Consider the following 15,676-nt stretch of genomic DNA (forward strand, 5'->3'; position numbering starts at 1 on the left):
CGTACCGTGACCGAGCCTGATAACGATATGAACACAGCATTTCGCAAGCACCTGCCAGGCACCGACCTGGACTACTTCGATGCCCGTGCGGCGGTCGAGGCGATCAAGCCCGGCGCCTACGACGGCCTGCCTTACACGTCCCGCGTGCTCGCCGAGAACCTGGTGCGCCGCTGCGACCCGGCAACCCTCGACGCCTCGCTGGGCCAGCTGATCGAGCGCCAGCGCGACCTCGACTTCCCATGGTTCCCGGCCCGCGTGGTGTGCCACGACATCCTCGGCCAGACCGCGCTGGTCGACCTCGCCGGCCTGCGCGATGCCATTGCCGAGAAGGGTGGCGACCCAGCTGCCGTCAACCCGGTGGTACCGGTGCAACTGATCGTCGACCACTCGCTGGCAGTGGAGTGCGGTGGCTTCGACCCGCAGGCCTTCGAGAAGAACCGCGCCATTGAAGACCGCCGCAACGAAGACCGCTTTCACTTCATCAACTGGACCAAGAAGGCGTTCAAGAACGTCGACGTGATCCAGCCGGGCAACGGCATCATGCACCAGATCAACCTGGAGAAGATGTCGCCTGTCATCCACAACGACCGCGGCGTGGCCTACCCGGACACCTGCGTCGGCACCGATAGCCACACCCCGCATGTTGATGCCTTGGGCGTGATCGCCATCGGCGTGGGCGGCCTGGAAGCAGAGAACGTGATGCTCGGCCGCGCCTCCTGGATGCGCCTGCCGGAAATCGTCGGCGTCGAGCTGACCGGCAAGCTGGCACCGAACATCACCGCCACCGACCTGGTGCTGGCATTGACCGAATTCCTGCGCAAACAGAAGGTAGTTGGCGCCTATCTGGAGTTTCACGGTGAAGGTGCCCGGGCCCTGACCCTGGGCGACCGCGCCACCATTTCCAACATGGCGCCGGAATACGGCGCCACCGCAGCGATGTTCGCCATCGACCAGCAGACCATCGACTACCTGCGCCTGACCGGCCGTGAAGAGCAGCAGGTCAAGCTGGTGGAAACCTATGCCAAGGCCACCGGCCTGTGGGCTGACAGCCTGGGCGGCGCCGTCTACGAGCGCACCCTGCGCTTCGACCTGGCGAGCGTGGTGCGCAATATGGCCGGCCCGTCCAACCCGCACGCTCGCGTGGCTACCAGCGATCTGGCAGCCAAAGGCATCGCCGGCAGCTGGGAAGAGGTGCCTGGGCAGATGCCGGACGGCGCGGTAATCATTGCCGCGATCACCAGCTGCACCAACACCAGCAACCCGCGTAACGTGATCGCCGCTGGCCTGATTGCACGCAATGCCAACAGGCTGGGGCTGGCCCGCAAACCGTGGGTCAAGTCGTCGCTGGCGCCAGGTTCCAAGGCTGTGCAGCTGTACCTGGAAGAAGCGGGGCTGGAGAAGGAGCTGGAGCAACTCGGTTTCGGCATCGTCGCCTTCGCCTGCACCACCTGCAACGGGATGTCCGGTGCCCTGGACCCGGCGATCCAGCAAGAAATCATCGACCGCGACCTGTACGCCACCGCCGTGCTGTCGGGCAACCGCAACTTCGACGGGCGTATCCACCCGTATGCCAAGCAGGCCTTCCTGGCCTCGCCGCCGCTGGTGGTGGCCTATGCCATTGCCGGTACCATCCGCTTCGACATCGAAAAGGATGTGCTGGGCGTGGTCGATGGCAAGGAAATCCGCCTCAAGGACATCTGGCCGAGTGATGAAGAGATTGATGCCGTGGTGCGTGCTGCGGTGAAGCCAGAACAGTTCCGCAAGGTGTATATCCCGATGTTCGCCATCGAGGAAGACCGTGGGCCGAAGGTAGCGCCGCTGTATGACTGGCGCCCGATGAGCACCTACATCCGTCGCCCCCCTTATTGGGAAGGCGCATTGGCGGGTGAGCGTACCCTGCGCGGCATGCGCCCGCTGGCGGTACTGCCGGACAACATCACCACCGACCACCTGTCGCCGTCCAACGCCATCATGCTCGACAGCGCCGCCGGTGAGTACCTGGCGAAGATGGGCTTGCCGGAAGAGGACTTCAACTCCTACGCCACTCACCGTGGCGACCACCTGACCGCTCAGCGTGCCACCTTCGCCAACCCCAAGCTGTTCAATGAAATGGTGCGCAAGGAAGACGGTAGCGTGAAGCAGGGCTCGCTGGCGCGTATCGAGCCGGAAGGCAAGGTCACCCGCATGTGGGAGGCAATCGAGACCTACATGCAGCGTAAACAGCCGCTGATCATTGTTGCCGGCGCCGACTACGGCCAGGGTTCGTCCCGTGACTGGGCGGCCAAGGGCGTGCGCCTGGCGGGTGTCGAGGCCATTGTCGCCGAGGGCTTCGAGCGCATACACCGCACCAACCTGGTGGGCATGGGTGTATTGCCGCTGGAGTTCAAGCCAGGCACCGACCGCAAGACTCTGGGCCTGGACGGCAGCGAGACCTATGACGTGATTGGCGCGCGTACGCCACGGGCGACCCTGACGTTGGTGGTTACCCGCGCCACTGGCGAGCGCCTGGAAGTGCCGGTGACCTGCCGCCTGGACACTGCAGAGGAGGTGTCGATCTACGAAGCGGGCGGCGTGCTGCAGCGCTTTGCCCAGGACTTCCTCGAAGCGACCGCCTGAACATGAATCGGGGGCCGCATTGCGGCCCATCGCGACACAAGGCCGCTCCTACAACGGGCGGCGCCGTACCTGTGGGAGCGGCCTTGTGTCGCGAAAGGGCTGCATAGCAGCCCCAGGGTATTTCACCGGACTATCAGGATGCCCAAGACAATGGCACATGTACCCCAGATCAAAATCCCCGCTACCTATATCCGTGGCGGCACCAGCAAGGGCGTGTTCTTCCGCCTGCAAGACCTGCCCGAACAGGCGCAAATCCCCGGCCCCGCGCGCGACGCACTGCTGCTGCGGGTCATTGGCAGCCCTGACCCTTACGGCAAGCAGATCGACGGCATGGGCGGCGCGACGTCGAGCACCAGCAAGACCGTGATCCTGTCGCAAAGCATCAAGCCTGAGCACGATGTCGACTACCTGTTCGGCCAGGTCAGCATCGACAAGGCCTTCGTCGACTGGAGCGGCAACTGCGGCAACCTGTCCGCCGCAGTGGGTTCGTTCGCCATCAGCAGCGGCCTGGTCGACCCGGCGCGCATTCCGCGCAACGGCATCGCCACGGTGCGTATCTGGCAGGCGAATATCGGCAAGACCATCATCGCCCACGTCCCGATCACCGAAGGTGAAGTCCAGGAGACCGGCGATTTCGAGCTCGACGGCGTGACCTTCCCGGCCGCCGAGGTGCAACTGGCGTTTCTTGACCCGGCAGCCGATGAAGACGGCGACGGCGGCGCCATGTTCCCTACCGGCCAGCTGATTGATGACCTGGAAGTGCCGGGTGTCGGCACCTTCAAGGCGACCTTGATCAATGCTGGTATCCCGACCATTTTTATCAACGCTGCCGATCTCGGCTACACCGGTACCGAACTGCAGGACGCCATCAACGGCGACCCTCAGGCGCTGCTGCGGTTCGAGACCATTCGCGCCCATGGCGCCGTGCGCATGGGGCTGATCGACAACGTTGAACAGGCTGCCGGGCGTCAGCACACACCAAAAGTGGCGTTCGTTGCGCCACCGAGCACCTACACTGCGTCCAGTGGCAAGTCGGTGCAGGCAAGTGATATCGACCTGTTGGTGCGGGCCTTGTCGATGGGCAAGCTGCACCATGCCATGATGGGTACGGCGGCGGTGGCGATCGGCACTGCGGCGGCCATTCCGGGCACGCTGGTCAACCTCGCCGCTGGTGGGGGCGAGCGTAGCGCTGTGCGTTTTGGCCACCCTTCGGGCACCCTGCGGGTCGGGGCCGAGGCGCGGCAGGTGGGGGGGGAGTGGACAGTAACCAAGGCAATCATGAGCCGCAGTGCTCGCGTGCTGATGGAGGGCTGGGTTCGCGTGCCTGGCGACAGCTTCTAAAGCACCACTGGCGCTCGGCTTTAGTTCGTTGGGGCTGCACCGCAGCCCCGGCAATTCTGAAGGGAGCTGGATATGAGCGCCAACGTAGACCTCAACGACCGCCCGGACTACGACCGGGTGCTGCAAACCCTGGCCGACTACGCCCTCGGTTACCGGGTCGAGTCCCTCGAGGCCCTGGACACCGCGCGCAATTGCCTGATGGACACCCTTGGCTGCGGCCTGCTGGCCCTGCGCTTCCCTGAATGCACCAAGCTCCTCGGCCCTCAGGTGGAAGGCACGCTGGTCCCCAATGGTGCCCGCGTCCCCGGCACCGCCTACCGTCTGGACCCGGTCAAGGCTGCCTGGGACATCGGCTGCACGGTGCGCTGGCTGGACTACAACGACACCTGGCTGGCCGCTGAATGGGCTCATCCCTCGGATAACCTTGGCGGTATCCTGGCTGTTGCTGATCACCTGTCCCAGAAACATATAGCCGCAGGTGAGGCACCGCTGCTGATGCGTGATGTGCTTGAGGCCATGGTCATGGCGCATGAGATCCAGGGTGTGCTGGCACTGGAAAATTCATTCAACCGCGTCGGCCTCGATCATGTGATTCTGGTGAAGGTGGCTTCAACCGCCGTGTGTGCCAGGCTGATGGGGGCCAATCGCGAGCAGATGCTCTCGGCCTTGTCCCACGCCTTTGTCGACGGTCAGGCCCTGCGTACCTACCGCCACGCGCCCAATGCAGGTTCGCGCAAGTCCTGGGCCGCTGGTGATGCTTCCAGCCGGGGCGTGCGCCTGGCCGATATCGCCCTGCGCGGGGAAATGGGCGTGCCGAGCGTGCTCACGGCCCCGCAGTGGGGCTTCTACGACGTGTTGTTCAGCCATACCAACAAAGACCTGGCACTCAAACCTGCCGGGCAGCAGGCGCTGCGTGTGTCGCAGGCCTTGGGCAGCTACGTGATGGAAAACGTGCTGTTCAAGGTCAGTTTCCCTGCCGAATTCCACGCCCAGACCGCCTGCGAGGCGGCGGTAACCCTGCATCCACTGGTACGCAACCGCCTGCATGAAATCGACCGTATTGTCATCACCACTCAGGAGTCGGCGATCCGCATCATTTCCAAGAGTGGGCCGCTGGCCAATGCTGCCGATCGTGACCACTGCCTGCAGTACATGGTGGCGATACCGCTGATCTTTGGTCATTTGATGGCCGAGCATTATGAGGATGCCTTCCATGCCAACCACCCGAGCATCGACCGCCTGCGCGAGAAGATGGAGGTGGTCGAAGACCCGCGCTTCAGTCGCGAGTATCTGGAGCCGGACAAGCGCTCGATTGCCAACGCGCTGCAGGTGTTTTTCAAGGATGGCAGCAGTACCGCGCAGGTCGTGGTGGAGTACCCGATCGGGCACCGGCGGCGGCGCGGGGAGGGCATACCGCTGCTGGAGGCCAAGTTCAGGGCAAACCTGGGGACCCGATTTGCCCGTCAGCGGTGTGCGCAGATTGTGAATGTGTGCAAGGACCAGCAGCGGCTGGAGGGGATGGCGGTGCACAGGTTTGTGGATTTGTTTGTGATCTGAGGTTGCCAGTACAGCCTGAAACAAAAAAGCCCCGGCATCGCTGCCGGGGCTTTCTTTACAACCTGTAACTCAGCTTAGGCCTGAACCACCGGGATCTTGGCGTTGGCTGCCGCTTCGCGGAACTCGGCGATCTGGTCGAAGCTCAGGTAGCGGTATACATCGGCAGCCATGCTGTCGATGTCTTTCGCGTACTGCATGTACTCTTCGACGGTCGGCAGCTTGCCGATGATCGAAGCGACAGCAGCCAGCTCGGCCGATGCCAGGTACACGTTGGTAGCATCGCCCAGACGGTTCGGGAAGTTACGGGTCGAAGTGGAGACCACGGTCGAACCGGTCTGCACACGCGCCTGGTTACCCATGCACAGCGAGCAGCCTGGCATTTCCATGCGCGCACCGGCCTTGCCGTAGATGCCGTAGTAGCCTTCTTCGGTCAACTGGTGAGCATCCATCTTGGTTGGCGGAGCCAGCCACAGGCGGGTCGGGATACCGCCCTTGACCTTCTCCAGCAGCTTGCCGGCAGCGCGGAAGTGGCCGATGTTGGTCATGCACGAACCGATGAACACTTCGTCGATCTTCTCGCCCTGTACCGAAGACAGCAGGCGGGCGTCGTCCGGGTCGTTCGGCGCGCAGAGCACGGGCTCTTTGACGTCGGCCAGGTCGATTTCGATGATTTCGGCGTACTCGGCATCGGCGTCGGCCGACAGCAGCTCAGGGTTGGCCAGCCAGGCTTCCATGGCCTGGGCGCGGCGCTCCAGGGTGCGGGCATCGCCGTAGCCTTCGCCGATCATCCAGCGCAGCAGGGTGATGTTGGACGTCAGGTACTCGGCAATCGCCTTCTCTGGCAGCTTGATGGTGCAACCGGCAGCGGAACGCTCGGCCGAGGCGTCGGACAGCTCGAAGGCTTGCTCGACGGTGAGTTCGTCCAGGCCTTCGATTTCCAGGATGCGGCCGGAGAAGGCGTTTTTCTTGCCTTTCTTCTCGACGGTCAGCAGGCCTTTCTGGATGGCGTAGTAAGGGATGGCATGCACCAGGTCACGCAGGGTGATGCCGGGTTGCAGTTTGCCCTTGAAGCGCACCAGGATCGACTCTGGCATGTCCAGCGGCATGACGCCGGTGGCGGCGGCGAAGGCCACCAGGCCGGAACCGGCCGGGAACGAGATGCCGATCGGGAAGCGGGTGTGCGAGTCGCCGCCGGTACCGACGGTGTCAGGCATCAGCATGCGGTTCAGCCAGCTGTGGATGATACCGTCGCCTGGGCGCAACGACACGCCGCCACGGGTGCGGATGAAGTCTGGCAGGGTGTGGTGGGTGGTGACGTCGATCGGCTTCGGATAGGCCGCGGTGTGGCAGAACGACTGCATGACCAGGTCAGCGGAGAAGCCCAGGCACGCCAGGTCTTTCAGCTCGTCGCGGGTCATCGGGCCAGTGGTGTCCTGGGAACCGACGGTGGTCATCTTCGGCTCGCAGTAAGCACCTGGGCGCACGCCCTGGCCTTCTGGCAGGCCACAGGCACGGCCAACCATTTTTTGCGCCAGAGTGAAGCCCTTGCCGGAATCGGCAGGCTGCTCGGGTTTCTTGAACAGGTCGGAAGCACCCAGGCCCAGCTCGGCGCGGGCTTTTTCGGTCAGGCCACGGCCAACGATCAGCGGGATACGGCCGCCAGCGCGGACTTCGTCCAGCAGCACTTCGGTTTTCAGCTCGAAGTTGGTGACCAGTTCGTCGCTGCCGTGACGGCGTACTTCACCTTTGTAAGGGTAAACGTCGATGACGTCGCCCATGCCCAGGTTGGTGCAGTCGAATTCGATCGGCAGGGCGCCGGCGTCTTCCATGGTGTTGTAGAAGATCGGGGCGATCTTGGTGCCGAAGCAGAAGCCACCGGCGCGCTTGTTCGGCACGTACGGAATGTCGTCGCCGAAGAACCACAGTACCGAGTTGGTAGCGGATTTACGCGAGGAGCCGGTACCGACCACGTCACCTACATAGGCAACCGGGAAGCCCTTGGCCTTGACGGCTTCGATCTGTGCCAGCGGGCCGACCGAACCAGGCTGCTGCGGCTCGATGCCGTCGCGGGCCATTTTCAGCATGGCCAGGGCGTGCAGCGGGATGTCAGGGCGCGACCAGGCGTCCGGAGCAGGCGACAGGTCGTCGGTGTTGGTTTCGCCAGGCACCTTGAACACGGTCAGGGTGTACTTCTCGGCGATGGCCGGGCGGGCGGTGAACCACTCGCCGGCAGCCCAGGAGTCCAGCACGGCCTTGGCGTGAGCGTTGCCGGCCTTGGCTTTTTCGGCCACGTCGTGGAAGGCATCGAACATCAGCAGGGTGTGCTTGAGCTGTTCGGCCGCGACGGCGCCCAGTTCGGCGTCATCCAGCAGTGCGACCAGCGTTTCGATGTTGTAGCCGCCCTGCATGGTGCCCAGCAGTTCGGTGGCGTGCTTGCGGTCGATCAGTGGCGACTTGGCTTCGCCCTTGGCAACAGCAGAGAGGAAAGCGGCCTTGACGTAGGCAGCTTCGTCGACCCCTGGCGGTACGCGGTTGGTGATCAGGTCTACGAGGAAGGCTTCTTCGCCGGCCGGCGGGTTTTTCAGCAGCTCGACCAGGCCTGCAGTTTGTTCGGCGTTCAGCGGCTGGGGCACGATACCCAGGGCGGCACGCTCTTCGATGTGTTTGCGGTAGGCTTCAAGCACAGTTATTTCCCTCATCAGTGGTCCCTAAAGGGGGTCCGGGACGCTTATCCAGCATTCAATGCACCCATGCGCTGCGCCGGCTTTGTGGGCCGCCCAGCCAGAGTCGCAAAGAATCCTTACAGAAGCTGCTTTCAAAGTTTTACGCCTGCAGAACGGGGAGCTGATGAGGGCTGGCACGGGCATGCGAGGGGTGCATGGCCCGGGCCAACGCCGTTCTACCGGATTAACTGTGCTCGTGACGCTTTGAAAACAGCTTCCAACGGACATTGTTGCCTTCGAAAAGGCCGGATGATTCTACGGCAAAAAAAGCCCGAAGGTAAGGCGGTGAACATGACTTTAACGAGTGACCCTGGTTAGACAAAGGGCTAACATGGGCCGGTGTTCCACCGCCAAGCTGTTGTTTTTCATGTCCAACAAGTCCATCAAAACCCCTTGCGTCGGCCTGTGCTCCACGGTGTACGGAGACACGGTGTGCCGTGGCTGCAAGCGTTTTCACCACGAAGTGATCAACTGGAACGGCTACGACGACGCGCAGAAGCGTGCGGTGTGGCTGCGCCTTGAGCAGTTGCTGGTACAGGTGATGATGGCCAAGCTGGAAGTGTTCGACAAAAGCCTGTTGCGCCAGCAACTGGAGCAGCGCTCCATCCGCTTTGTCGATCAGCAGTCGGAATATTGCTGGGCTTACCAGCTGATAGCCCGCGGGGCGCGGATGATCCGTGACCTGGAGGCCTACGGCATGGTGTTGCTGCCGGAGTTCCGTGGCTGGGAACTGCCGCAACTGCGCGACGCCATCGATCGCGAGTTCTTCCTGCTTTCAGAAGCGCATTACCAGCGCTACATCGCCCCCAGCTTCCTGCGCGATGCCATGGGCAGCGCGCAGGGCCAGTGAGCAGGGCGAATCAGTCGCCGGTATATTCGCAACCACTGGTGCAGGTTTCGTGGATGCGCACCTTCGACAGCTCTGGCATCAGCGGCTTGACCTGGTCCCAGATCCACTTGGCGATCACTTCGCTGGTCGGGTTTTCCAGGCCAGGGATGTCGTTCAGGTAATTGTGGTCCAGTTGCTCGTAAATGGGCTTGAAGATCGCCTTGACCTCGGCGAAGTCGCGGATCCAGCCCGTGTGCGGGTCGAGCGGGCCGGTCAGGTGCAGGCCGACCTTGAACGAGTGGCCATGCAGGCGGCCGCATTTGTGCCCTTCAGGGACGTGGGGCAGGCGATGGGCCGATTCGAATGTGAATTCCTTGAAAATTTCCACGCTGTCATAACTCTGTGTGAATCAATAATGCGCGCAGTCTACCAGCATGGCCGTTACAAGGCTTGCAGGCGTTCATGCAGCCGCCCGGTGGCGACCAGCTCCAGCAGCTCGTCGCCCAGGCGCTGGCTTTCAGCGATGGCCTTGTACCAATAGCGCTTGCGGCCTGGTGCATCGCCCAGGAAGCGCTTGAAGTCGTTGCGGTCGGGCAGCTTGCCGTAGGGCAAGGCGGCCAGGTATTGCGGCGAAGGGGTCATCAGCAGCACGTTCTGCAGGCGGGTGGCATCGCCCTTGCGCCAAGGCAAGGCTTTGTCGAACCAGCCCGGTACCACCTTGTCGGTGAAGTGCGGGTACAGCACCAGATCGTCGCCACGGTAGGGCAGGTCGAGGTGGTAGTCGAGCAGGCCGCCGTCGCGGTAGGTGCCGGCGCCAGCACCGGGGATGTCTTTCACGCCGTGCATGACCATGGGGATCGAACCCGAGGCCAGCAGGGCGTGGCGCAGGTTGGTCAGGTCCAGCGGCAGGTAGCGTGAGGGGAAGTCGGTCAGTGCGTCGAGCGGCGGCGCGGCGCGCCCGTCATGCAGGATGATGCGCTCGAAGTGGCGCGCCAGCCGCGAACGGCCAAGCAGGTTGCTGGCAACTACCGAGCCCAGGCCCAGGCCCAGCCGGCCGCGATGGTCGTGGGCAAGCTGGCCGTGGCTTTTCACTACCAGGATATTCAGGTGATAGTGCGGGTTGGCCAGCAGTTGGGCGTCACGGCCCTGCAGCAGGTCGTCGAGCATGCGTTGGCAACTGTGGCTGATTTCGGCCGGGGTGGCGCCCTTGGCAAAATCCAGTTCGGTGTACAGCTCGCCCAGCCGACGGATACCGGCGATGGGGTCCTCGAGGCAGGCGCTGGCGAAGCGCCAGGCACCGATCGAAGCGCCTATCAGGGCGCGCTGGCGGGGTGCCGAAGGCAGCCACTCGCCGAACAGTGCCAGGTCCAGCCCCTGGATACCCAGCGGCTTGGGCCCACCGGCTGCACCCGGCAGCACCCCGACATCGGCGGCCTGCAGGCCGCGCTCGCGGATGTGTTGCAGGGCACGCTGGCCGGCCTTGAAGGTGAGGGCAGGGTACTTGATGTGGATGGCGCTCATGACGGATCTCTCGGGCATGTCGGTGCGAAAGGGCCGTCATAGCCTACACAACTGGCTGCACCAGCTGCAGACCGAGTCTGTCTGAAGGTGTAACTGCGCTATCATGCCGCCAGCTGTTTTCAGGTTCAATTAAGGACCGGTGGTTAGTCTTGATTGCGTAGACAACTTACACAGTTCTCAGGAGAGAAGAACGATGAAAACCTTGACTGCCCTGTTCGCCGCCACCGCCCTCGCCCTGGGTGCCAATGCTGCTTTCGCCAAGGATGTACAGCCTGACGAAGTGGTCAAGCTGGTCAACGCCAAGACCATCAAGTCGCTGGATGAGCTTAAAGCCGCCGCCGTGGCCAAGCACCCCGGCGCCACCGTCACCGACTCGGAGCTGGAAAACGAATACGGTCGCTACATCTACAAGGTAGAGATGCGTGACACCCAGAACGTCGAATGGGACGTCGACCTGGACGCCAAGACCGGTGAAGTGCTGAAGGACGAGCGGGACAGCTGATGATTCACTTACCGCGGCCAGCGCGCTACCTCGCGCTGGCGCTGTTGGCCGTATGCTCTCTGGCCGCTGCCCGCGACCTTGACCAGGACGAAGCCCTGAAGCTTCGCCAGAAGGGCGTCATCCTGCCGCTTGAGCAATTGCTGGAAACCGCCTTGGGGCGTTACCCCGGGGCGCGCCTGCTGGAAGCCGAGCTGGAAGAAGACGACGATCGCTACGAATATGAAGTCGAGCTGCTGACGGCTGAAGGTGTGGTGCGCGAGATCAAGCTCGATGCCAGCACCGGTGCCCTGCTCAAAGACGAGGAAGACGACTGAATGCGCCTGTTGCTTGTCGAGGACAATGTCCCGCTGGCTGACGAACTGACTGCTGGCCTGCAGCGCCAGGGCTATGCCGTGGACTGGCTGGCCGACGGCCGAGACGCGGTCTACCAAGGCCAGAGCGAACCCTACGACCTGATCATTCTCGACCTTGGCCTGCCTGGCTTGCCGGGCCTGGACGTACTGGCCCAGTGGCGCGCTGCCGGCCTGGCCACCCCGGTGCTGATCCTCACCGCCCGTGGCTCCTGGGCCGAGCGCATCGAAGGGTTGAAGGCCGGGGCCGATGACTACCTGAGCAAACCGTTTCACCCGGAGGAGCTGCAATTGCGTATCCAGGCGTTGCTGCGGCGTGCCCGGGGCCTGGCCAACCAGCCGAAACTGGAGGCGGCCGGGCTGCACCTGGATGAAAGCCGTCAGTGCGTGAGCCGTGATGGCGTGGATGTGCAGCTGACTGCTGCGGAGTTCCGGCTGCTGCGTTACTTCATGCTGCACCCGCAGCAGATCCTGTCCAAGAGCCACTTGGCCGAGCACCTTTACGATGGTGAAACCGAGCGTGACTCCAACGTGTTGGAAGTGCACGTCAATCACTTGCGGCGCAAGCTGGGCCGTAGCGTGATCGAGACCCGTCGCGGGCAGGGCTATATCTATGCCGGGAGCGCTGAGTGAAGTCGATCCAGGCCCGCCTGAGCCTTGGCCTGGTGGCGGTGCTGGTGGTGGTGGGCGTGGTGCTGGCGCAACTGACTCTGTGGCTGTTCGAAGCCGGCCTGCAGCGCTACCTGGAAAACGGCCTGCGCAAGGAAAGCGAGAACCTGCTGGTGGCATTGGTGCGTGGCCCGTCCGGCCTGCAGCTGGATGAGCGCCGTATTTCGGCTGCCTACCAGCGGCCCTTTTCCGGTTACTACTTCCGCATCGATTTCGACAAAGGTACCTGGAGGTCCCGTTCGCTGTGGGATCTGGACATGCCGAAACCTTCGGCGCCCGGGCTCTCCGACAGTCATGAACTCGGCCCGGAAGGCCAGCAACTGTTGGCCCTGCGCGCCGACTACCGGCGCCTGGGCCAGGACATCTCGATCAGCGTGGCGCAGGACTATTCGCCGGTGCGCGAAGGCTTCCGGCGCTTGCAGCAGATCGGCCTGGGCATGGGGTTGGTGGCCCTGATCCTGGTCCTGGTGCTGCAGCGCATCACGGTTACCCGCTCGCTGCGGCCGCTGGAGCGGGCACGCCAGCAAATCGCCCAACTGCAGCAGGGCCAGCGCTCGCAGCTGGATGAGGAGGTGCCCAGCGAATTGGCGCCACTGGTGGGGCAGGTCAACCACCTGCTCAGCCATACCGAAGATAGCCTGCGCCGTTCGCGCAATGCCTTGGGCAACCTGGGGCATGCGCTGAAGACGCCGTTGGCAGTGCTGCTGAGCCTGGCCTCCAGCGAGCGTCTGAAGGATTTGCCCGAAGTCCGCGCGCAGATGCGCGAGCAGCTGGAGCAGATTCAGCAGCGGCTGGCGCGCGAGCTGAACCGTGCGCGGCTGGCGGGTGACGCGTTGCCAGGCGCGCAGTTCGATTGTGACGCCGAGCTACCGGGGTTGCTGGGCACGTTGGGCATGATTCACGGAGAAGGCCTGCTGTTGGCAAGTGATGTGCCGCCCGGGCTGTTATTGCCATGGGACCGTGAAGACTTCCTGGAGCTGCTGGGCAACCTGCTGGATAACGCCTGCAAGTGGGCTGACAGCGAGGTGCGACTGGGTATTGCGCCTAGTGCCGAGGGTTATCAGCTGTGGGTCGATGACGACGGTCCCGGCATCCCTGAGGGCCAGCGCCAGCAAGTGCTGGAGCGTGGTTCGCGGTTGGACGAGCAGGTGGACGGGCATGGCCTGGGCTTGGGCATCGTGCGCGATATCGTCGACGCCTGGGGCGGGCAACTGGCCTTGGAAGAGAGCCCGCTGGGCGGATTGCGCGTGAGCATTGACCTGCCGCGCAAGGCCCGGTAATGCAGGGGCCGCTGTGCGGCCCATCGCGACACAAGGCCGCGCAGCGCCCCTTTGGTCCTATCAGTACTGCAAAAAAATTGCAGTACAGCCGCAGTTTTTTGAATTAGCCCAATTTCCCTCCACCCGGCAAAATCCCCCTCACGAAACCCTGCGGTTTCCATCTCTCCACGGACGGAGCCCCTTGTGGTATTGCACGCGCAATACGAGGCCCAGGCCAGCTCGGCTGGGCTTTCTTTTTAATCAGAAATAGCAAAGATCCCGATTACCTAAATGTCTGCCTCGCGTTCCGAAAACCGTCTGCAGCGCCTGTTGCCGGCGCCTCTGAATACCCCTCCAAAAGAATGGTTGCGTGCCGGTATCGGTGCGGTGTTCGGTTTGTTCCTTGCGGGCTGGCTGACCAGCATGGCCTACGGTCCCGACATCGCCTTGCACCTGCTGGGCCCGCTGGCTGCCTCGGCAGTGCTGGTATTCGCCGTGCATTCCGGCCCATTGGCCCAACCTTGGCCGGTGCTGGGTAGCTACGCGCTGGCTGGCGCGGTCGGCCTGGCCCTGCGCCAAGGCTTTGGCCCGGAACTGTGGGTGGCCGCTGCGGCCCTGGGTATCTCGATCCTGGTCATGTGCCTGCTGCGCTGCCTGCACCCGCCGGGTGGCGGGGTGGCGGTGAGTGCAGTGCTGGCCGACACAGGGCTGACCGCCATGGGTGATCACCTGCTTGAGCCGATCCTGCTCAATGCACTGATCCTGGTGAGCGTGGCGGTGCTCTACAACCGCCTCACCGGGGTGCGCTACCCGAAAGGCGTCGCGGTACGCAAAGACTCGCACCACACCCACGACCGACAGCCCAGTGAACGGGTCGGCATCCGTGGCGAGGACCTGGACCAGGCCCTCGAAGAGTTGGGTGAGTTCGTCGACGTTACCCGTGACGAGCTGGAGCGCATCATCCTGGCCACCGAGCAGCACGCCCTGCAGCGCAGCCTTGGCGGTATTACCGCGGCCTCGGTAATGTCGCGCGATGTTCAGTTTGCCACGCCCCAGACTACCCTCGAGCAGGCCTGGAAAATGCTGGCCAGCCACCACCTGAAAACCCTGCCGGTGTTGCAACAGGGCAGGCTGGTGGGCATCGTCAGCCTTAGCGACCTGGTGGGCCCGGCGATGCAGCATGGCCGCTTCAGCTGGCGGGGGCTGTTCGGCCGCAAGGCGGTACGCATGGAGCAGGTGATGAGCCGGCGGGTGGTCAGTGTCAGCAGTCAGCACCCGCTTGAGTGCCTGCTGCCGTTGCTGTGCGAGCAAGGTCTGCACTGCCTGCCGGTGCTCGATGGCGACCAGTTGGTGGGGGTAATCACCCAGACCGACCTCATCGCCGGCCTCAAGCGGCAACTGCTCAGCAAAGCCGTGGCCTCAGATAACCGGGTCCCAGCGTTGTGACCAGTCGCTGGCGCCGGCGGCGACCAGCCGGCGCAGGATGGCGAAGGCCTGTTGCAGGGCCTCGCTGTCGCGCTTGCGTGGGTATACCAGAAAGGTCGGGTAGGTGAATTCCGGTGCCTGCGGTGCCCGCTCGAACACGCCACTGTCCAGGTAAGCCTGCACCACCCGCGTACGAAAATAACCGCTGCCGCCCTGATCGAGGATGAACTGCAAGGCCAGTGGGCCCAGGTTGAAGCTGAGCGCCGGGCGGGCGCAGTCGGGCAGGGCGGCATCGTGCTGGCGGCGGAAGGCCTCGCCCCAGTCGATGTAGACATAGGGCTCTGGCCGGTCGACCCGGCGCACGCGGATCAGCTTCTCTTCCATCAACTGTTCCACCTGCAGGCCCGGCCCGTAGGTCGGCTGGTACACCAGCGCAGCGTCCAGCAAACCCATCTCGACCTTGCGCAGCAGCGACTCGCCGTCGCTCACCTCGCTGCGGATGGCATGGCTGGGCAGCTCACGGTGCAGGGCGCTGACCCAGTCGAGCAGCATCGGGTTGCCCAGGCTCACTTCTCCCCCCACATGCAGCACTTGCTGGCAGCCCTCAGGTAGCGGCAGGTCACGTCGCGCCGCTTCCCAGGTTTGTACCAGCTGGTTGGCATAACTGACGAATGCCTCGCCATCGCTGGTCAGGCTGGCGCCGTTGCGGCTGCGCACGAACAGCTGGCAGCCCAGTTGCTGCTCCAGGCGCTGAACCCTGGCGGTTATGGCCGTTTGTGACACGAACAGGCGTTCGGCGGCGGCGACCAGGCTGCCGCAACGCACGATTTCCAGGAAGGTTCGGGCCTGATCGATGTCCATGGGCTGCTCGGTGGCTGAGGGTG

General features: G+C 63.7%; 13 protein-coding genes. 9 read left to right on the forward strand and 4 right to left on the reverse strand.

Going from position 1 to position 15,676, the window contains the following annotated elements:
• Positions 1–27 precede the first annotated feature (27 nt).
• The 3 genes from acnD (at position 28) to prpD (ending at position 5,514) form a co-directional block, all read left to right on the forward strand.
• The gene (gene acnD, locus ACK1VC_RS12400) at positions 28–2,616 is read left to right on the forward strand and encodes a Fe/S-dependent 2-methylisocitrate dehydratase AcnD (protein ID WP_016485914.1); all 2,589 of its coding nucleotides are present in this window, start codon (positions 28–30) and stop codon (positions 2,614–2,616) included.
• A 150-nt stretch (positions 2,617–2,766) separates the two neighbouring features.
• A complete protein-coding gene (gene prpF / locus ACK1VC_RS12405) occupies positions 2,767–3,957 on the forward strand; it encodes a 2-methylaconitate cis-trans isomerase PrpF (RefSeq protein WP_070086792.1) in 1,191 nt (396 codons plus the stop codon).
• 72 nt (positions 3,958–4,029) lie between these two features.
• On the forward strand, positions 4,030–5,514 hold the full coding sequence (gene prpD, locus ACK1VC_RS12410) for a 2-methylcitrate dehydratase (RefSeq protein WP_145914457.1): 1,485 nt from the start codon (positions 4,030–4,032) through the stop codon (positions 5,512–5,514).
• Positions 5,515–5,588: 74 nt separating this feature from the next.
• On the opposite strand, the gene acnB is transcribed toward prpD, so the two are convergent.
• Positions 5,589–8,198 carry a bifunctional aconitate hydratase 2/2-methylisocitrate dehydratase gene (gene acnB, locus ACK1VC_RS12415; protein ID WP_016485917.1) on the reverse strand — a complete coding sequence of 870 codons (2,610 nt, stop codon included), beginning with the start codon at positions 8,196–8,198 and terminating at the stop codon, positions 5,589–5,591.
• Positions 8,199–8,604: 406 nt separating this feature from the next.
• Here acnB and ACK1VC_RS12420 point away from each other — a divergent pair, with 406 nt between their 5' ends.
• Complete coding sequence (locus ACK1VC_RS12420; protein ID WP_161775554.1) at positions 8,605–9,087, forward strand: DUF1289 domain-containing protein; 483 nt, start codon at positions 8,605–8,607, stop codon at positions 9,085–9,087.
• A gap of 10 nt (positions 9,088–9,097) precedes the next feature.
• Here ACK1VC_RS12420 and queD read toward each other — a convergent pair whose 3' ends face one another.
• Both queD and ACK1VC_RS12430 read right to left on the reverse strand, forming a co-directional pair.
• Positions 9,098–9,454: a 6-carboxytetrahydropterin synthase QueD gene (gene queD / locus ACK1VC_RS12425; RefSeq protein WP_012271598.1), complete on the reverse strand. Its 357-nt coding sequence runs from the start codon at positions 9,452–9,454 to the stop codon at positions 9,098–9,100.
• 53 nt (positions 9,455–9,507) lie between these two features.
• Entirely contained in the window at positions 9,508–10,587 is a 1,080-nt protein-coding gene (locus tag ACK1VC_RS12430) for a patatin-like phospholipase family protein (protein ID WP_016485919.1), read from the reverse strand.
• Positions 10,588–10,780: 193 nt separating this feature from the next.
• Here ACK1VC_RS12430 and ACK1VC_RS12435 point away from each other — a divergent pair, with 193 nt between their 5' ends.
• From ACK1VC_RS12435 to ACK1VC_RS12455, 5 genes are all read left to right on the forward strand, one after another.
• Positions 10,781–11,089 carry a PepSY domain-containing protein gene (locus tag ACK1VC_RS12435; protein ID WP_016485920.1) on the forward strand — a complete coding sequence of 103 codons (309 nt, stop codon included), beginning with the start codon at positions 10,781–10,783 and terminating at the stop codon, positions 11,087–11,089.
• Positions 11,089–11,403 (forward strand): PepSY domain-containing protein, encoded by a 315-nt coding sequence (locus tag ACK1VC_RS12440; protein ID WP_016485921.1) that lies wholly within the window; start codon positions 11,089–11,091, stop codon positions 11,401–11,403. The genes ACK1VC_RS12435 and ACK1VC_RS12440 overlap by 1 nt, the downstream gene beginning before the upstream one ends.
• Positions 11,404–12,072 (forward strand): response regulator transcription factor, encoded by a 669-nt coding sequence (locus ACK1VC_RS12445; protein ID WP_016485922.1) that lies wholly within the window; start codon positions 11,404–11,406, stop codon positions 12,070–12,072. It abuts the gene before it with no gap.
• Positions 12,069–13,388, forward strand: a complete 1,320-nt coding sequence (locus tag ACK1VC_RS12450; protein ID WP_016485923.1) for an ATP-binding protein — start codon at positions 12,069–12,071, stop codon at positions 13,386–13,388. The genes ACK1VC_RS12445 and ACK1VC_RS12450 overlap by 4 nt, the downstream gene beginning before the upstream one ends.
• A 270-nt stretch (positions 13,389–13,658) precedes the next feature.
• Positions 13,659–14,813 (forward strand): HPP family protein, encoded by a 1,155-nt coding sequence (locus ACK1VC_RS12455; RefSeq protein WP_023049246.1) that lies wholly within the window; start codon positions 13,659–13,661, stop codon positions 14,811–14,813.
• On the opposite strand, the gene ACK1VC_RS12460 is transcribed toward ACK1VC_RS12455, so the two are convergent.
• Positions 14,787–15,653, reverse strand: coding sequence for a LysR family transcriptional regulator (locus ACK1VC_RS12460; protein WP_191087471.1), 867 nt, complete (start codon positions 15,651–15,653; stop codon positions 14,787–14,789). The genes ACK1VC_RS12455 and ACK1VC_RS12460 overlap by 27 nt on opposite strands.
• Positions 15,654–15,676 lie beyond the last annotated feature (23 nt).

It is taken from the genome of Pseudomonas sp. XP2, from assembly GCF_053557975.1.